The organism is Streptomyces sp. O3 (assembly GCF_054788135.1).
Window position 1 is genome coordinate 1 of record NZ_JBTVYK010000045.1, and the last position, 16,750, is coordinate 16,750.

Genomic DNA, 16,750 nt, shown 5'->3' on the forward strand with positions numbered 1-16,750 from the left:
AACTGGACGCCGCGATCGAACAGAACGGCAAGGGCGACCTCGCCGCCCTCCTCGCCGGAGGCGACACCTGGACGGTCACCGCCCGCCATGCTTCATCCGCCCCGTCAGCCTGAGGAGTCACCGTGACGTACGTGATCGCACAGCCCTGTGTCGACCTCAAGGACAAGGCCTGCGTCGACGAGTGCCCCGTGGACTGCATCTACGAGGGCCAGCGGATGCTCTACATCCACCCCGACGAATGCGTCGACTGCGGTGCCTGCGAGCCGGTCTGCCCGGTCGAGGCGATCTTCTACGAGGAGGATCTGCCGCAGCAGTGGGCCGACTTCGGGCCCGCGAACGCCGAGATCTTCGAGTCCATAGGCTCTCCGGGCGGCGCCGCCGACTCGGGCCCGCTCGGCACCGATCATCCGGTCGTCGAGAGCACGGCCCCCGTCAGCGCCTGAGCCAGCAGGGCCCAACGGCCCCGACACCCACCGAGGCCAGCCATGCCCACCGCACGTACGGAAGCGACCGCCCCGACGGAAGCGACCACCCCCACGGAAACCGCCCCCACCACCCCACTCGCCGCCCCCCGCATCGCCGGCCCGCGCGGTGCCACACCACGCACAGTGATCATCCTCGGCTCGACGGGTTCGATCGGCACCCAGGCCATCGACGTCATACGCCGCTCGCCCGGCCGGTTCCGCGTACTCGGCCTGGCCGCGGGCGCCGGTCGGCTCGACCTGCTCGCCGAACAGGCCCTGGAGTTCAGCGTGCCCACGGTCGCCGTGGCCAGCGCCGACGCGGCGCCCGCGCTGCGCAGGCTCCTCGCGGAGCGCGCCGAAGGACGGCCGCTGCCGCGCGTCCTGGGCGGCCCCGACGCGGCCGTCGAACTGGCGGCGAAGGACTGCGACGTGGTCCTGAACGGCATCACCGGGTCCATCGGCCTGGCCCCCACGCTCGCCGCCCTGGAGTCGGGCACCACGCTCGCGCTCGCGAACAAGGAGTCCCTGGTCGCCGGGGGACCGCTGGCGAAGCGGCTCGCCCGGCCGGGACAGATCGTGCCGGTGGACTCCGAGCACTCGGCGCTCTACCAGTGCCTGTGCGGCGGCCGGGACACCGAGGTACGCCGTCTGGTGCTCACCGCGAGCGGCGGCCCGTTCCGCGGCCGGAGCAGGGCCGACCTGGCCGATGTGACGCCCGAGCAGGCGCTCGCGCACCCGACGTGGGACATGGGCCCGCTGGTGACGGTGAACTCGGCGACCCTGGTGAACAAGGGACTTGAGGTCATCGAGGCCCATCTGCTCTTCGACGTGCCCTTCGACCGCATCGACGTCGTCGTGCACCCGCAGTCGGTGGTCCACTCGATGGTCGAGTTCACCGACGGCTCGACGCTGGCCCAGGTGAGCCCGCCGGACATGCGTGTTCCCATCTCGCTCGGCCTCGGCTGGCCGCACCGGGTGCCGGACGCGGCGCCCGCCTGCGACTGGACCCAGTCCGCCGCGTGGACGTTCTTCCCCCTCGACGAGGAGGCCTTTCCCGCGGTCGCCCTCGCGCGGTTCGCGGGCGAGGAGGGCGGCGTCGCCCCCGCGGTGTTCAACGCCGCGAACGAGGAGTGCGTAGCCGCGTTCCTCGCGGGACGGCTGCCGTTCCTCGACATCGTCCCCACCGTACGCAGGGTGGTGGAGGAACGCCTGGACAGCGCCCCCGGTACGGAACTGACCCTGGACGACGTCCTGACAGCGGAGAAGCGGGCCCGCGCCCGAGCCCGCGAACTCACCGTGTAAGAGCGCCTTTGAAGAACCTCACCGGGCCGCCAGCCGGGGCGCGAGGTAGGTGACGAGGTCGGAGATCGTCGGATAGTCCCAGACCAGGGTCGGCTCGACGATCAGCCCCTGCTCGTCCTCCAGGTCGCCGCAGAGGCTGAGCGCGGCCACCGAGTCCATCCCGTACTCCTGGAGCGGCGTGTGGTGGTCGAGGGAGCCCTCCGGGCGGTCCAGGTAGATCGCGAGGCGTGCGGTGAGCCAGCCGCGCAGCTCAGCGGCGAGCGCGGCCTGCCCGGAGGTGCGAGTCGTCATGGCGAGAGCTCCTCGGCGGATACGGCCTGATACGGCCAGGATTGGAATCCCGCCGAGCATGCGCGCCCCGCCTAAAGCCCTGCTTGCAGCGCTAGGCCCGCGGGGCGTTGGTACGCACAGAGGGCCGGGCCGCGACCGGGTCCGGCGGCGAGCCATCGAACCCGGCCCCGAAGTGAGCGACCGTCAGCGGGTCATGAGAGCGAAGACACCCCACCCCAGATACTCACGCGCGTACCTGGCATAGCGGGCTGGCTCTCGGGAGAGTTCGGCCCTCAACTCGGCGGCCAACTCGGCATCCTCGTCATCGGGATTCCGGTCGAGCCAGCGCCGGATGTTGAGCCACTGCGCGGCCTGGTACCGATCCCAGCTGTCCTGGTCGGCGAGCACCATCTCGACGACGTCGTAGCCTAGTTCGCCGAACTGCCCGATCAACTCGTGCAGCAGCCGGAAGTCGTCCCGGTCGCTGGCGTAGCACGCTTCGACGGTGTCCTGGTCCGGGGGGTCCTGACGCCAGTACGGCTCGCCGATCAGCAACAGGCCACCGGGGCGGAGGCTGCGACGCAGCAGCTCGACCGTGCCAGCGACGCCGCCCCCGATCCAGGTCGCACCGAGGCACGCGGCGAGGTCGACGGGTTCGTCCGCGACATGGCCGGACGCGTCGCCGTGCACGAAGACCACCTGATCGGCGACACCGAGCTCGGCTGCCCGAGCCTGGGCCTTGGCCGTGAACTCGGTGCTGATGTCCACCCCGGTGCCGACGACGCGGTGGTCACGCGCCCAGGTGCACAGCATCTCGCCCGACCCGCTGGCCAGGTCGAGCACGCGCGTCCCAGGGGCCAAGCGCAACGCCCGCCCCAGGGCGGCCAGCTTCTCGCCGGTGAACGGGTTGTGAATGCGGTGACCGCTCTCACGGATGGTGAAACTACGCGGCAGATCCACGATGAGAATTCCTTACGTCCGATACGTCAGATGCATCTGATACATCTGATGAGGCCATGGCGTGCGCGGGGGACGGCCTGGTGAAGCTGGCCGCCGTTGCCTGGACCGTCATCAAAAGCACCTCATCCGGACGTGTGGATCTTCGAGCGTCGGCGACGCTAGGGCGTACGGCGCAGCGATGTCCACCGGTTTTCCCCTTCAAAGAGGCCGGTTCGGCCGCTGGCGTACGCCAGGGTCAACGCCCCAGCGCTGTCCGCAGGAACCGGATGCGTCCTCTTCGTCGTACCCCAGTTTCAGGAAGCGGTCGGCGCCCATCAGCAGCAGCTGCGCGGAAATCTCACGGCCCCAGGTGTTGCCCGTCTCGCCGGAGTGCTCCGGGTCCGCTGTCGGCGAACCCGTCTGGGCACCCGGTGCGCGCGGTGCTTGGGTGGCGGGATGGAGATCTTGGTTCTGGGCGGAACAGCATGGGTGGGCAGGGAGCTGTCGCGGCAGGCGATCGGGCGCGGCCACCGGGTGACGTGCCTGGCCCGCGGCGAGAGCGGAGAAGTCGCGGACGGAGCGAGGCTGGTGGCCGCCGACCGGCGCGACCCTTCGGCGTACGCACCCCTGCTCGACCGTGAGTGGGACGCGGTCATCGAGGTGTCATGGCAGCCGGGCTTCGTCCGTGAGGCGCTTGACGCACTGGGCGGCAGGGCCAGGCACTGGATCTACGTCTCTTCCGTCAGCGCCTACGCCTCCCACGCCGTGCCGGACGCGGACGAGTCCGCGACCCTGCTCGCCCCGACCGACCGAAGCGAGGTCGACCGCGGGTCGTACGGCGAGGCGAAGGTGGCCTGCGAGCAGGCGGCGGCGGCCGTCGTGGGCGACCGCCTCCTCATCGCCCGCGCTGGCCTGATCGGCGGACCTGGCGATCGCAGCGGTCGCTCCGGATACTGGGTGACCCGCGCCGCACGCGATCCGCTCGGGCCGATGCTGGTCCCCGACGCGTCGGCCATGCCGACCCAGGCGATCGACGTGCGAGACCTTGCCGCCTGGCTGCTCGACGCCGCGGAGGCGGGGGCCATCGGCGCATACGACGCTGTCGGCCCGGTCGTTCCGTTCGGAGAGTGGATCGAACTGTCCCGCGCCATCGGCGGGCACACCGGCCCGGTGGTCACCGCCGACTCGACATGGCTGCTCGCGAACGGCGTGGCCGGGTACATGGGAGCCGAGTCGCTGCCGATGTGGCTCGTCGAGCCGGGCTGGGAAGGGCTCTCGGCCCGCAACGGCACCGCGGCGCGCGCCGCAGGGCTGCGCCATCGTCCTCGGACGGAACTGCTGGCCGACACGCTGCTCTGGGAACGCGAGCAGGGTCTGGGCCGGGCCAGACGCGCTGGCCTCAGCGCCCAGCGCGAGCGCGAACTGCTCGACGCTCTCAGCTGACTGCATGGCCACCATGGCGGAGGGTGAAGCCAGCCGAGCGGCGGCTTGCGCGCGGCGGTCAGGGGAGGGTCAGGATGCGGGGGCCTTCTTCGGTGATTGCGATGGTGTGCTCCACGTGGGCCGCTCGGCTGCCGTCGGCGGTGTGCAGGGTCCAGCCGTCGGGACTGGTGTGGTAATCGTCGCGGCCGCCGGCCATGAGCATGGGTTCGATGGCGAGGGCCAGGCCGTGGCGGAGGGGGAAGCCGCGGCCGGGGCGTCCGCGATTGGGGACGTGGGGATCTTCGTGCATCCGACGCCCGATGCCGTGGCCGCCGAAGCCGGTGGGCATGCCACAGCGGGCTGCTCGGGCAACGGTGCCGATGGCGTGGGAGATGTCACCGATCCGCTTGCCGGGGACGGCGGCGGCGATACCGGCGTCAAGGGCCTGCTGAGCGGTCTTGATCAGTTCGAGATCGGAGGGGCGCGGAGAACACTTCGGCGCGCTGCTGCGTCAGGCACGTGGCGACCGCAGCATGGTGGAGGTCGCCGCAGCGGCGGGGGTGTCGGCGGAGACGTTGCGCAAGATCGAAACCGGCCGGGCACCGACTCCGGCCTTTTTCACCGTGGTGGCTCTGGCTGCCGCACTGGGGGTGTCCTTGGACGAACTGGCAGCCGCGTGTGTGCACGATGCCGGCCGGGAGGAAGGAGCGCTCTCGGCGTGAGTCACACGGTCGGTCAGGGTACGGAAGCCCCGGAAGGGTGCCACGGGCATCACCAGCCCAGAAGGGTGAACCTTGCCAACTCCACCGGCGGGCTGACGCTCCGTCGGTAACCTGGTCATGACGGGCACCGGAACCACGTCGAGCACTGTTGCCGCCGCACGAATGGAGAGCTTCTGATGCGTCCGATCCCCTCTCTCGCCTCCGGAGCGATCACCGCCCTGGCGACCGTGGGCCTGCTCGGCATTCCGCAACCCGCCCACGCCGCCGGCACCTCCGACCTGTACGCCACCATCAGCGCGTCGGCAGTCGCCGGGACCATCACCTACCAGACACTCTTCGACAACGCCGGTCCGCACAGGGCATCAGGCACCGCTACCGCCACGGTGAAACTCCCCCCGCAGACCACCAGCGCCAGCGTCAATCTCGCCGGCTGCACCTACGACAACAGCAGCAAGACTGTCACCTGCGATGTCTCGGGGATGCCCGTGAGGCAGGGGATCGCTCCCGTCGTGACAGCACAGATCGACCCCCTGGCTCTCGGACCCCTCAATGCCACCGCGAGCATCACCAGCTCGGGCACCATCGACCCCGACCTGTCCAACAACACCGCCTCCGCGCCCTGCACCGCCCTCATCAGCCCCATTATCGTCTGCTGATTCCGATACCGACCCCGCGCAGACTGCAGCACGCTCGGCCGGGGTGTGGCCGGTTGGGCAGGTCAAGGTCGGCACGGGCGGCTCCGGGGCCGGCCCGGAGTTGAACGACATCGAGCTGGCCTGGCGGCAGGCGAAGTACGAGGACTATCACAGCGCGCCCAGACCAGCACGGACTCCCTCGGCGAGGCCGTCGAGACGTTGACGTAGCCGATGGTCAACTCGCGGGTGAGTCCCCGTTCCGGTCCCCTCAGTGCTGCCTTCCAGCCCCGGGGCTGACTGTCACCGGCTGTGAAAGCCGGGCCGGAGATCATGGGATACGCCCACAGGTACTGCGAGACGAACCCGCCGCCGGTCGCATGCCATCCGGCCTTGCAGAACACGGTGGCGTCAGCCAGGGTCTGTCTCTCCTTGAGTACGATGGGGGGGCGCGGTCGGCGTAGGGGCGGCCACCTGTGTGGTGATCGCCTGTACGTCCAACGTGGCTCTCGCCTGCCGCCCGCGGCCCCGAATCGTTCCCCTTTGATCCGGTCATCCGAGTCGGCGCGCCGGACGGCCTGGGCACCCTTCTGCGACGGTCAGAGGTCGTCGGGAAGCAAGCGGAAGGCTGTGTGCCCGGTGATCGGCGCCATGGCGCGGAAGTCCCGCCGGTCGACGGTCAGAATCTCGTTCGTGCCGTGCTCGGCGGCCAGGACGACCACGACCGCGTCGGCCAGGTCGAGGTCCAGGCCGGAATACTGCTCCCGTACGGTCAGGGCGCGTTCCAGGACTCCGGCGGTGAGTTCTGCGAACTGGAAGCGTCCGGATCGAATCCGACGGGCGATGGCCCTGATGGCGCGGTCTGCGGCATCCCTCCCCGCGCGGGAGGTCACGACCTGATGAACCTCGGTGACGGCCAGCGGCGAGAGAATCACCAGCCCGGCGCGGGTGAGCGCGTCGAGTGAGCCCGCGTGGTCCTTGTCGTCGGGGTTGAGCGCTGCGATCAGACCGCCGGTGTCGGCGATCAGGATCACCGGCTCCGCTCCTTGCCGGTGCGCTCGGCGGCTTCGCGGCGGGTGGCCTTGATCTCGTCGTGCGAGACCGGTCCGCCCATGGGGATCAGCTCGTCCTCTGTGAAGGCAGGGGTGTCCCAGGTGCGGACGGACAGGGCGGCGAGGTGGACGCCGTAGCGGATGATCTCGGATTCGGAGCGGCCGAGTCGTACCGAGGCTTCCTTGATGAGGGCGAGGTCATCGGCGTCGGCGTAGACATTGGTTCTCTGCATCGACATGTGTCCAAGGTTAGTACATGTGTCAGCCCTGGGGGTGTGGTGAGGTTCCATGCTCGCCTGACTTCTCAGGTTCCTCGAACCCCGGATCCCCGGTCGCTCGCGGGGGAGCGGCCGGGGACGGCGTGGGTGGTCTGCTGGCGGTGTGTGTCGCGCTGGGGGCCGTGGGTGGGCCACGGTGGGGCCTGGTGGTGCGCGTTGGCGGTGGCGGTCGCCGGTGCGGGCGGGGACCGGGCGGGGGGCCGGGGCACGGGGGCGTCGCCCCGTGGGGACCGGCCGGGTCGCGACCAGCGGGCGGCGTCGCCTGGTCGGCGGCTGGGCGCCGCCTTGCCGTGGGTTCACCGCACCACGACCGCGGGTTCGCCGGAGCGCTCCTCCTCCGGCATCTCCTCCACCAGCTTCAGCGCCTCCTCGATCAGGGTCTCCACGATCTTCGCCTCGGGTACGGTCTTGATGACCTCGCCCTTGACGAAGATCTGGCCCTTGCCGTTGCCGGACGCGACGCCCAGATCCGCCTCCCGTGCCTCGCCGGGGCCGTTGACGACGCAGCCCATCACGGCGACCCGCAGCGAGGCGTCGAGGCCGTCCAGGCCCGCCGAGACCTTGTCGGCCAGGGTCCAGATGTCCACCTGGGCGCGGCCGCAGCCAGGGCAGGACACGACCTCCAGGCCGCGCTTTTTGAGGTTGAGTGACTCCAGGATCTGTAGGCCGACCTTCACCTCCTCCACCGGCGGCGTCGACAGGGACACCCGGATGGTGTCGCCGATGCCGTCGCCGAGCAGCGCGCCGAACGCGACCGCCGACTTGATGGTGCCCTGGAACGCCGGGCCCGCCTCGGTGACGCCGAGGTGCAGCGGGTAGTCGCACTGGGCGGCCAGCTGCCGGTACGCCTCGATCATCACGACCGGGTCGTTGTGCTTCACCGAGATCTTGATGTCGCGGAAGTCGTGCTCCTCGAAGAGCGAGGCCTCCCACAGCGCCGACTCGACCAGCGCCTCGGGCGTCGCCTTGCCGTACTTCTGCAGCAGACGCTTGTCCAGGGAGCCCGCGTTGACGCCGATGCGGATGGGGGTGCCCGCGTCCTTCGCGGCCCGCGCGATCTCCTTGACCTTGTCGTCGAACTGCTTGATGTTGCCTGGGTTCACGCGGACCGCGGCGCAGCCCGCGTCGATCGCGGCGAAGACGTACTTGGGCTGGAAGTGGATGTCCGCGATCACCGGGATCGCCGACTTCCTCGCGATCTCCGGCAGCGCTTCCGCGTCGTCCTGCGACGGGCAGGCGACCCGTACGATCTGGCAGCCCGCCGCGGTGAGTTGGGCGATCTGCTGGAGCGTGGCGTTGACGTCGGAGGTGAGCGTGGTGGTCATGGACTGGACGGACACCGGGGCGTCGCCGCCGACCGGCACATTGCCGACCATGAACTGACGGGACTTGCGGCGGGCGGCGACGGACTTGGGCGGCAGGGTCGGGGTACCGAGCAGGACAGACATGAGGGGGTTCCCTTCGGGTGGGTGGGGCGCGTACAGGGGGCGGGTGTGCGTAGAGAGGGAGGGTTGTGCGTACAGGGGGAGGGTGTGCGTGTGCTTCAGGCCGAGAGGCGTGCCGGGAGCTGGGCGTTCTGGCGGTTGAGGGTCTCGGTGATCTGCAGGGCGATGTCGCCCGACGTCAGGCCCAGCTCGCGCAGGATGTCCGCGCGCTTGGCGTGGTCGAGGAACTCCTGCGCGATGCCGTGCGAGCGCAGCGGCGTGTCCACACCGGCCGCGCGCAGCGCCTGCCCGATCGCCGAACCGACGCCGCCCGCCAGGCCGTTGTCCTCGATCGTGACGACCAGACGGTGCCGGGCCGCGAGCGGCGCCAGGGCCGGGGGGACCGGCTTGACCCAGCGCGGGTCGACGACCGTGCAGCCGATGCCGTCGGCGCCGAGCAGCGACGCCGCGTCGAGCGCGGTCTGCGCCATCGAGCCGATCGCGACGATCAGCACGTCCTCGGCGTCCGAGGCGTCCGAGCCGACCGAGGCGTCCACGGCGTCCACGGCGTCCGCGCGGTGCAGTACGTCGATGCCGCCGACGGTGTCCACCGCGTCGATGTCGGTCTGCACCGGGCCCTTGGGGAAGCGCACCGCGGTCGGCCCGTCGTCGACGGCGACGGCCTCGTCGAACAGCTCGGCGAGCCGCTTGCCGTCCCGCGGCGCGGCGAGCCGCAGCCCCGGCACGACCTGGAGGATCGACATGTCCCACATGCCGTTGTGGCTGGCGCCGTCGTCGCCGGTGACCCCGGCCCGGTCCAGGACGAACGTGACGGGCAGCTTGTGCAGGGCCACGTCCATCAGGGCCTGGTCGAAGGCCCGGTTGAGGAACGTCGCGTACATCGCCACCACGGGGTGCTTGCCGCCCATGGCGAGCCCGGCCGCCGACGTGACGGCGTGCTGCTCGGCGATGCCCACGTCGAAGGTGCGCTCCGGGAACGCCTTGGAGAAGTTGAGCAGCCCGGTGGGCTCCAGCATCGCCGCGGTGAGCGCCACCAGGTCGGGCCGCCGCTCACCGGCCGCGACGAGCGCGTCGCTGAACACCGACGTCCAGGTGCGGACCGGGGCGGCCGCCGCCTTGCCCTTGCCCGTACGCGGGTCGAAGGCGCCCGTGGCGTGGAAGCGGTCCAACTCGTGCTTCTCGGCGGGCTGGTAGCCGTTGCCCTTGGTGGTGATGGTGTGCACCAGGACCGGGCCGCCGTAGTGCCGGGCCCGCTCCAGGGCCTTCTCCAGGGCCGCCGTGTCGTGCCCGTCGACCGGGCCGATGTACTTCAGGCCGAGCCCGTCGAACAGGTTCTGCGGCGTGACCATGTCCTTCAGGCCGTGCTTGGCGCCGTGCAGCCCCTCGTACAGCGGGCCGCCGACGACCGGGGTGCGCTGGGCGACGAGCTTGCCCCACTCCAGGAACCGCTCGTACCGGTGCGAGGTGCGCAGCGTGGTCAGCTGCTCGGCGAGCCCGCCGATGGTCGGCGCGTACGAGCGGCCGTTGTCGTTCACGACGATGATCACCGGCCGGTCCTTGGCGGCCGCGATGTTGTTGATGGCCTCCCAGCACATGCCGCCGGTCAGCGCGCCGTCGCCGATCACGGCGATCACCGCGCGGTCCGACTCGCCGTTCAACTGGTGCGCCTTGGCCAGCCCGTCGGCGTACGAGAGGGCCGTGGAGGCGTGCGAGTTCTCCACGAAGTCGTGCGGCGACTCGGCCCGCGAGGGGTAGCCGGAGATGCCGTCGGCCTGGCGCAGCGAGTCGAACCGGTCGGCGCGGCCGGTCAGCATCTTGTGCACGTACGTCTGGTGGCCGGTGTCCCAGACGATCTGGTCGCGCGGCGAGTCGAACACCCGGTGCAGCGCGAGGGTCAGCTCGACGACGCCGAGGTTGGGGCCCAGGTGCCCGCCGGTCTTGGACACCTTGCGGATCAGCAGGTCGCGGATCTCCTCGGCGAGGAAGCCCAGTTGGCCGTGGTCCAGGTCCTTGAGGTCGCGCGGGGAGCGGACGCCCGCGAGCAGCGTGCCCAGCTCCTCCTCGCGGGCGCGGTGGCCCGCGGCCGGTACGAAGCGGATCCCGGCGCCCGGCTCAAGGCCGATCTCTGGTCCGGTGCGCGGCGGGTCGCAGGCGATCAACACGTTGTAGTGGTTGGGGAAGTGGCAGGCGTCCCAGCCGAGTACGGTGCCGACGCGTTCGCCGCCCACCCACACCTCGTCGCCGCGGTCCAGGACGCCGCCGCCCGCGATCTCCACGAAGCCGAGGAAGCCGACGCGGTCGACGGTGCCGCCGGGCTCGGTGTCCGCCTGGTCGGTGGTGACCAGCTCGTGCACCTCGCCTTCCCGCACACACCGGCTGGTGTGCGGCTCCAGGACCATGCCGCGGTCGTCGCGGCGGTGCTTGAGGACCTTGACGACGGTGCCGTCGACGCTCTTCTTGCGGCCGTTCTCGAGGTGTGCCATGACGATCGACTCCCTTGGCGCGGTGGGTTGCGGGGCGGGGCGGGCGGAGTACGGGGGGTACGGGGCGGAAGTACGGGCGACGGGGTACGGGCTACGGGTACGGGCGCGGGGCTCAGGCCGTCGCGGCGGCGCGCTCGGCCGCGTACACCCGGTCGACGAGGTCGAGCGTGGCGAAGCCGTCCGGCCAGCGGTCCCGCTCGCCGCGCAGCACCTCGCCGAACTCCCGGAGCACGCCCACGTATTCGTGGGCGAGCGAGCTCTTGAAGGCCGGGTAGCCGGCGAGCATGTCGCAGCTCAGGGTGCGGCCGTCGGCGAGCAGGACGTCCACGTCCTTGCGCTCCCCGTGCTCGTAGGCCCAGTCCAGGTCGACGACGGCCTCGACGCCGTCCGCGGCGGTCAGGCCGATCACGGCCTGCCGGTCGACGCCGTCGGCGTCCCGTACGACCGTCGCCTCCTTGAAGGCGACGTCGCCCAGGAACAGGTGCACCACGTCGATGGCGTTGGGCCCGTTGTCGGCGACGCAGCCGCCGCCGCAGCGGGCCGGGTCGAGGTACCAGCGGTCCTTGCCGACGTGCTCCTCGATCTTCTCCCAGTAGCGCACGGTCAGCTTCTCGACCGGCACGTCGGCGGGCAGCGCGGCCAGCAGGTCCAGGACGTTGGCGTTGTAGCGGCGGTGGTACGCGGTGAACAGCGCCACGCCCTTCTCGCGCGCCAGGTCCACCAGGGCGCGGCCCTCCCGCACGGTGATGCCGAGCGGCTTCTCCACGCAGACGGCGACACCGGCCGCGAGCGCGTCCCGGCACACCGCGAAGTGCACGTCGTTGGGTACGTTGACGACGACCGCGTCCAGGTCGGTCGAGGCCAGCAGTTCACGGTGGTCGCGGAAGGCGGGGACCCGGCCCCGGTGCGGGGCGAGCACCTCGTCGTTGAGGTCGCACACCGCGGCCAGTTCGATGTCGGTCACCTCGTCGGCCAGCGCGTCGACGTAGAACCGGGAGATGACGCCGAGGCCGATGATGCCGACCCTGATCGGTGTGCGGGTGCTCGTCTGGATGCTCATCGGGTCGCTCCAAGCGGGGTGGGCACGGTCAGGGACAGCTGCGACGCCACCTGCTCCAGCTCCGCGAACAGGGCGGCGGCCAGGGGCACTCCGTCGGCGCGGGCCTCGGCGGCGCGCTGCGCCTCGGGCCAGCCCGGATAGCGCACGGGCCGGTCGGGGTCGAGGGCGCGGGCGTTCATCAGCGCGCCGAACAGCTCCTCGGACTGCGCGCGGAACGCGCTGGGGGAGCGCAGCTTTCCGGGGGCGATGGCGAGTGTGAAGAAGCCGATGTTGTCGTCGCGCCCGGCCGTCGAGGTGGGGCCGAGCTCGGCGCCCGGCAGCAGGGCCGCCAGGGTCTCCACCATCAGGCTCAGCGCGTACCCCTTGAAGGAGCCGGTCTCGGGGCGGCCGCCCAGCCACTGGAGATGGGCCTCGCCGCGGTCGAAGGCGTGCGGGTCGGTGACCGGGTTGCCGAGGTCGTCGGCCAGCCAGCCCTCGGGGATGGACTGCCCGGCGCGGGCGGCGGCCCGGATCCGGCCGGTCGGCACGACCGTGGTGGACATGTCGAGTACGTACGGCGGGTGGTCGCCGATCGGCACGGCGAGCGAGAAGGGGTTGGTGCCCAGCAGCGGCTCGGCGGCGCCCGGCGGGCGGATGATGCGCTGCCCGCCGCAGTTCCCGGCCAGGAAGCCGATGGCGCCCCGGCTCGCCGCGTGCGCCGTGAAGTGTCCGGCGCAGCCGAAGTGGGTGCCGTTGTAGAGGGAGACCAGGGCGACGCCGTAGGTTTCGGCGCGCTCCAGGGCCAGTTCCATGGAGGCGTGCGCGGACCACAGGCCGAGCGCGTTGTGGGAGTCGACGAGCACGGCCGCGCCGCGGTCGGCGACGATCTCCAGGTCGGCGTCGGGGTCGGTGCGCCGGTCGTCGAACAGGGGCAGATAGAGCCGGGTCAGGTTGGCCAGGCCGTGCGAGGTGACGCCGGTCAGGTCGCCGTGGACCAGGGCTCGCGCGGCGATCTCGGCCCGCTCGGGGGCGAGTCCGCGGCGGGTGAACACCCGGGCGGTGAACCCGACGAGTTCCTCGTGGTCCAACCGGACGGTGCCTACGGCACGTTCGGCAGTGGTGGCGGTGGTCATCGCTTCCTCAATCGAGTCGGTGGTCGAGCATCGAGTCGGTACGGTGGCCCTGGAGCGGCCAGGGTGGTCAGGAGTCGCTCAGAGCTGGCTCAGGAGACGCTCAGGGCGGCCGGACGCCAGGTGGTCGCCAAGTGGGCTTCCAGGCGGCCGCCTGGCGGCCCGCCGGGGGACGGGCGCGGCGGTCAGACCAGTTCGGTGGCGGCCGTCGTCGACTCCGTGGTGGCGAAGACGGCCAGCAGCCGGGCGACGTCGGCGGCGAAGGACTCCAGCTCGGACCGCTTGGCGAACTCCCCTTCGGCGTGCGCGTTGTTGGCCCGCAGATCGCCGGGCCCGAACACCGCCGTGAAGGCGCCGGGCAGGCCGTCCGCCCAGATCGCGTCGCAGGTGAAGGCGGGCTCGTCGGCGGGCCAGCGGGCCAGCCCCACGCGGGCGGTGAGCAGATGCTCGGCCCACGCGTCGTGCGCGTCGAGGGTCGGCAGGCCGCGTTTGAGCCAGTCCAGGCGGGTGATCAGCTCGGCGTCGTGCGCGGTCAGGGCGAGCAGCGGGCTGCCCGCGTGCCGGGCCCGGAAGTCCGCGATCCCGGCCCGCAGCTCCCTGGTCATCGCGGCTTCCAGGGCGATGCCGTCGGCCGCGGCCCCGTAGGACAGGTTCAGCAGGAGCTGTCCGCTGCCGTAGACCTTGTTGTGCAGCGGCCCGGTCTGCAGGCCCGCCACACACACCTGCCCGCTGTCCGCGTACGGCGGCAGGGCGGCGGCCAGATGCCCGGCGAGGTGGCCGAGCAGCACCGAGGCGTTGTGCCCGGCGCCCGGCGCGTCGTCGATGGAGTCCTCGCCGTCGACCGCGACGCGCGCCGTCATGGACGCCGTCGAGCGGGTCAGCAGCCGCCCGCGGGTGGGCTCGCAGAAGATGTTGAGGCGGCCCGTGTAGCCCTGCTCGATCAGCGGCCGGGTGCCGAACACGCCCATCGCGCCGCCCTCTTCGCCGGACACGATCTGCACGAGGACGCCGACCTCGCTGCCGATCAGCGGCTCGGCGGCCGCCGCGGCGCGGATCCCGGCGAGCAGCGCCACGGCGGGCCCCTTGGCGTCGATGGCGCCCCGCCCGTGGAACCGGTCGCCCTCCAGCTTGACGGGCTGCTGTCCCGCGACCGTGTCCATGTGGACGTTGAACATCACCGTCGACCTCTTCGGCAGGCGCGGCCCGAGCCGCAGCACCAGGCTGGGCTGCACCTTCAGGAAGTCCGCGTCGCGGGCCATCGCGGCCCGCACCGAAGCGGGCACCTGCGGGTCGGTCACGGCCGAGGGTTCAGCCGTGCCGTGCCACTCGACGACGAAGCCGAGGTCACGGGCGGCTTCGGCGTACGCCCGCTGGGCCTCCCACAGCCGCACCCGGTCGCTCGCCGCGCCCTCCAGGGGCCCCGCGGTGGGCAGCGCGAGCAGGTGGAGCAGCAGATCGTCGTCGGCGGATGTCAGGGGGGCCTCGCGTACGGTCTCAGCGGTCGACGCTGACATGGGCTCGCTCCTTTCGTGGCTGAAGGGTTCGTGGCTCGCGGCGTGCGCCGAGGACTTCGGCGGCGACGAGGCTCTCCAGACGGCGGCCGTACTCGACGAACAGCCGCGGCCCGTCGTCGCCCAGATCGGTACGGGACTCGTGCGGGCGCAGCGCCAGATGCGGCTCGATGGACCACACCCCGGCGAAACCGGACTCGCGCAGCAGCCGCAGGCAGTCGGCGACGCGGCTCTCGCCCTCGCCCGGCAGCGTGTAGCGGGCCCGCTCACCGCGGCCGACGGCGTCCTTGACGTGCACGTGGGACACCGCCTCCGGGCACTCGCCGAGCAGGCGGACCAGGACGTCGTACGTCGAGTAGCGGTACGCGGCGCCGTTGCCGGTGTCGAACAGCAGCCGCAGCGCCGGGCTGTCCACCTCGGCGAGCAGCCGCAGCATCCGGTTCGCGTCGCGCCCCGCCCAGCCCGCGCAGTTCTCGTGCAGCAGCACCAGGCCGTAGCTGGCGGCGCGAGCCGCGAGCAGCCGCATCCGGCGGATCACCTCCCGGCCCCAACTCGCCTCGTCCCACCCGCTGTTCGGGTACGACATGACGCGGACATAGCGGGTGCCGAGTGCGGCGCAGCGCCGCCCGAGCCGGTCCAGTTCGGCGAGGTCCTGCTCGATGCCCTGGGCGACGGGCCGCGACCAGTCCGCGATCCGCGAGTCCACACACGCGGTGGTCAGGCCCGCGGCCTTCAGGGTGTCCGCGCAGGCGGCGAACGCGGCGTCGTCCAGGTCGGCGAGCGCGACCCCGTCCACCCCGCGCAGCTCGATCAGCTGCCAGCCGAGCCCCCGGATCGCGGCGATCTGCTGCTCCAGGGTCCGCCCCGCCTCGTCGCCGATCCCGGCGTACAGGATGCCGGGGGCGGCCTCGCCGCGCGGGCTGTGCGGAAAGGCGGCGGGCGCTGCCGCGGCGGCGGGCGCTGGCGCGCCGCCGGGAGGCGGTTCATGAGACATGGGGCAGGACCTCCGGGCGGATCTCCTGCTCGATGCGCCGCGCGAACGCGTACTCCTCGGCCTCCATCCGGTTGAGCCGCGCGTGCTCCTTGGCCTCCGCCAGCACCGTGGTGACCCGCGCGTTGAGCTGGAAGCCCGGATCGAGGTCGGCGTCCGAGGTGAACTGCTCGTAGGCGCGCACCAGGAACCGGGCGAGCGAGTCGTCGCGGAACACGCTGTGCGGGACCAGGCCGTCGGCCGAGGTGTCCAGGTGCGCGTAGTCGTCGCTCTCGCTGATCGGGTAGTGGCCGACGGCCCAGCCGCGGCTGAAGCCGAGCCTGATCACCCGCTCCCGTATCGGCGAGGCCAGATCCGAGATGATCTCGGTGCGTACGCCGCTGTGGTGCTCAAGGAGCAGCTGGGCCGAGCCCATGTCGGGGACGACGTTGCCCTTGACGCGCATGTCGTCCAGTTCGGCGCCGGCGGTCTTGGCGTCCCCGGCGAGCGACAGCACCACGCCCACCGAGTGCGGCAACTCCACGTCGAACGCGGTGGGGTGGCCGAACGTGCCGAGCGTGCGGGTGATGCGCGGCTTGCGCTGGGCGATGAACACGGTCTCCAGCTCGCCCAGTTCGCCCCCCGCGACGAGGGTGCGCAGACGCCGGGTCAGCGCGCTCTCCAGCCAGTGCGCCACCACCATCAGCTTCAGATCGCGGGCGCGCCGCAGCGCGTCGATGGCGGGCAGCTCGTCGACCGTGGCGACCAGCGGCTTCTCCACCAGGATCCGGTCGAACCCCAGGTCGGCCAGCTCGGTCAGCGGCCCCAGCCGGTGCGTGGGCGGCGTACACAGATGGACGATGGTGTCCTTCGGGTCGAGCAGCTCGCGCGCCTGCTCAAGGCTGGGTACGGCGAGCACGCCCGGATCGGCCAGCTGGGCGCTGTGCGGGTCGGAGTCGTAGACGACGGGTGGCAGTTCGGAGAACAGGCCCGCACAGCGGTCCATGGTGCGCAGTCGGCGCAGCACGCTCCAGTGCAGTCCATGGCCGGCTCGGCCGAATCCGACGATCAGTGTCCTGGGCATCTCAGTG

16 protein-coding genes and 1 pseudogene are annotated in these 16,750 nt (G+C 71.7%); 5 read left to right on the forward strand and 12 right to left on the reverse strand.

Annotated features, from left to right (window positions below; translation table 11 throughout):
* The first annotated feature begins 122 nt into the window (after positions 1–122).
* Positions 123–443, forward strand: a complete 321-nt coding sequence (gene fdxA / locus ACX6XY_RS21925) for a ferredoxin (protein WP_460333305.1) — start codon at positions 123–125, stop codon at positions 441–443.
* A gap of 42 nt (positions 444–485) precedes the next feature.
* Positions 486–1,766: a 1-deoxy-D-xylulose-5-phosphate reductoisomerase gene (gene dxr, locus ACX6XY_RS21930; protein WP_460333308.1), complete on the forward strand. Its 1,281-nt coding sequence runs from the start codon at positions 486–488 to the stop codon at positions 1,764–1,766.
* Positions 1,767–1,784: 18 nt separating this feature from the next.
* On the opposite strand, the gene ACX6XY_RS21935 is transcribed toward dxr, so the two are convergent.
* Positions 1,785–2,057, reverse strand: a complete 273-nt coding sequence (locus ACX6XY_RS21935) for an acyl carrier protein (protein WP_460333311.1) — start codon at positions 2,055–2,057, stop codon at positions 1,785–1,787.
* Positions 2,058–2,240: 183 nt separating this feature from the next.
* Positions 2,241–2,996 carry an SAM-dependent methyltransferase gene (locus ACX6XY_RS21940; RefSeq protein WP_460333314.1) on the reverse strand — a complete coding sequence of 252 codons (756 nt, stop codon included), beginning with the start codon at positions 2,994–2,996 and terminating at the stop codon, positions 2,241–2,243.
* Positions 2,997–3,431: 435 nt separating this feature from the next.
* Between ACX6XY_RS21940 and ACX6XY_RS21945 the strand changes: the two genes are divergently transcribed.
* Entirely contained in the window at positions 3,432–4,418 is a 987-nt protein-coding gene (locus ACX6XY_RS21945) for an NAD-dependent epimerase/dehydratase family protein (RefSeq protein ID WP_460333317.1), read from the forward strand.
* 58 nt (positions 4,419–4,476) lie between these two features.
* On the opposite strand, the pseudogene ACX6XY_RS21950 reads toward ACX6XY_RS21945, so the two are convergent.
* A pseudogene (locus ACX6XY_RS21950) lies at positions 4,477–4,887 on the reverse strand (M24 family metallopeptidase); the annotation flags it as partial.
* Here ACX6XY_RS21950 and ACX6XY_RS21955 point away from each other — a divergent pair.
* Positions 4,859–5,119: a helix-turn-helix domain-containing protein gene (locus ACX6XY_RS21955; RefSeq protein WP_460333395.1), complete on the forward strand. Its 261-nt coding sequence runs from the start codon at positions 4,859–4,861 to the stop codon at positions 5,117–5,119. The pseudogene ACX6XY_RS21950 and the gene ACX6XY_RS21955 sit on opposite strands and share 29 nt — an antisense overlap.
* 176 nt (positions 5,120–5,295) lie before the next feature.
* Positions 5,296–5,775 carry a hypothetical protein gene (locus ACX6XY_RS21960; RefSeq protein ID WP_460333320.1) on the forward strand — a complete coding sequence of 160 codons (480 nt, stop codon included), beginning with the start codon at positions 5,296–5,298 and terminating at the stop codon, positions 5,773–5,775.
* 575 nt (positions 5,776–6,350) lie between these two features.
* On the opposite strand, the gene ACX6XY_RS21965 is transcribed toward ACX6XY_RS21960, so the two are convergent.
* The 9 genes from ACX6XY_RS21965 to ACX6XY_RS22005 all read right to left on the reverse strand — a co-directional run bounded on the left by ACX6XY_RS21965 (position 6,351) and on the right by ACX6XY_RS22005 (position 16,743).
* The gene (locus ACX6XY_RS21965; RefSeq protein WP_460333322.1) at positions 6,351–6,785 is read right to left on the reverse strand and encodes a PIN domain-containing protein; all 435 of its coding nucleotides are present in this window, start codon (positions 6,783–6,785) and stop codon (positions 6,351–6,353) included.
* Entirely contained in the window at positions 6,782–7,042 is a 261-nt protein-coding gene (locus tag ACX6XY_RS21970; protein ID WP_460333324.1) for a hypothetical protein, read from the reverse strand. The genes ACX6XY_RS21965 and ACX6XY_RS21970 overlap by 4 nt, the downstream gene beginning before the upstream one ends.
* Before the next feature lie 335 nt (positions 7,043–7,377).
* The gene (gene ispG / locus ACX6XY_RS21975; protein WP_460333327.1) at positions 7,378–8,529 is read right to left on the reverse strand and encodes a flavodoxin-dependent (E)-4-hydroxy-3-methylbut-2-enyl-diphosphate synthase; all 1,152 of its coding nucleotides are present in this window, start codon (positions 8,527–8,529) and stop codon (positions 7,378–7,380) included.
* Between the two features lie 95 nt (positions 8,530–8,624).
* Entirely contained in the window at positions 8,625–11,009 is a 2,385-nt protein-coding gene (gene dxs, locus ACX6XY_RS21980) for a 1-deoxy-D-xylulose-5-phosphate synthase (RefSeq protein WP_460333330.1), read from the reverse strand.
* A 112-nt stretch (positions 11,010–11,121) separates the two neighbouring features.
* Complete coding sequence (locus ACX6XY_RS21985; RefSeq protein ID WP_460333333.1) at positions 11,122–12,069, reverse strand: Gfo/Idh/MocA family protein; 948 nt, start codon at positions 12,067–12,069, stop codon at positions 11,122–11,124.
* Entirely contained in the window at positions 12,066–13,181 is a 1,116-nt protein-coding gene (locus ACX6XY_RS21990; RefSeq protein ID WP_460333336.1) for an Ldh family oxidoreductase, read from the reverse strand. Before ACX6XY_RS21990 ends, ACX6XY_RS21985 begins: the two co-directional genes overlap by 4 nt.
* 182 nt (positions 13,182–13,363) lie before the next feature.
* A complete protein-coding gene (locus ACX6XY_RS21995; RefSeq protein WP_460333339.1) occupies positions 13,364–14,692 on the reverse strand; it encodes a M20/M25/M40 family metallo-hydrolase in 1,329 nt (442 codons plus the stop codon).
* A complete protein-coding gene (locus tag ACX6XY_RS22000; RefSeq protein ID WP_460333342.1) occupies positions 14,673–15,683 on the reverse strand; it encodes a sugar phosphate isomerase/epimerase family protein in 1,011 nt (336 codons plus the stop codon). Before ACX6XY_RS22000 ends, ACX6XY_RS21995 begins: the two co-directional genes overlap by 20 nt.
* Positions 15,673–16,743 (reverse strand): Gfo/Idh/MocA family protein, encoded by a 1,071-nt coding sequence (locus ACX6XY_RS22005; RefSeq protein ID WP_460333345.1) that lies wholly within the window; start codon positions 16,741–16,743, stop codon positions 15,673–15,675. Before ACX6XY_RS22005 ends, ACX6XY_RS22000 begins: the two co-directional genes overlap by 11 nt.
* Between the last annotated feature and the right edge of the window lie 7 nt (positions 16,744–16,750).

Excerpts from the sequence above, each read along its gene's own strand:
- dxr (WP_460333308.1), top strand. The coding sequence starts at position 486 with ATGCCCACCGCACGTACGGAAGCGACCGCCCCGACGGAAGCGACCACC.
- ACX6XY_RS21935 (WP_460333311.1), bottom strand. The coding sequence starts at position 2,057 with ATGACGACTCGCACCTCCGGGCAGGCCGCGCTCGCCGCTGAGCTGCGC.
- ACX6XY_RS21945 (WP_460333317.1), top strand. The coding sequence starts at position 3,432 with ATGGAGATCTTGGTTCTGGGCGGAACAGCATGGGTGGGCAGGGAGCTG.
- ACX6XY_RS21960 (WP_460333320.1), top strand. The coding sequence starts at position 5,296 with ATGCGTCCGATCCCCTCTCTCGCCTCCGGAGCGATCACCGCCCTGGCG.
- ACX6XY_RS21970 (WP_460333324.1), bottom strand. The coding sequence starts at position 7,042 with ATGTCGATGCAGAGAACCAATGTCTACGCCGACGCCGATGACCTCGCC.
- ispG (WP_460333327.1), bottom strand. The coding sequence starts at position 8,529 with ATGTCTGTCCTGCTCGGTACCCCGACCCTGCCGCCCAAGTCCGTCGCC.
- dxs (WP_460333330.1), bottom strand. The coding sequence starts at position 11,009 with ATGGCACACCTCGAGAACGGCCGCAAGAAGAGCGTCGACGGCACCGTC.
- ACX6XY_RS21985 (WP_460333333.1), bottom strand. The coding sequence starts at position 12,069 with ATGAGCATCCAGACGAGCACCCGCACACCGATCAGGGTCGGCATCATC.
- ACX6XY_RS21990 (WP_460333336.1), bottom strand. The coding sequence starts at position 13,181 with ATGACCACCGCCACCACTGCCGAACGTGCCGTAGGCACCGTCCGGTTG.
- ACX6XY_RS21995 (WP_460333339.1), bottom strand. The coding sequence starts at position 14,692 with ATGTCAGCGTCGACCGCTGAGACCGTACGCGAGGCCCCCCTGACATCC.
- ACX6XY_RS22000 (WP_460333342.1), bottom strand. The coding sequence starts at position 15,683 with ATGTCTCATGAACCGCCTCCCGGCGGCGCGCCAGCGCCCGCCGCCGCG.
- ACX6XY_RS22005 (WP_460333345.1), bottom strand. The coding sequence starts at position 16,743 with ATGCCCAGGACACTGATCGTCGGATTCGGCCGAGCCGGCCATGGACTG.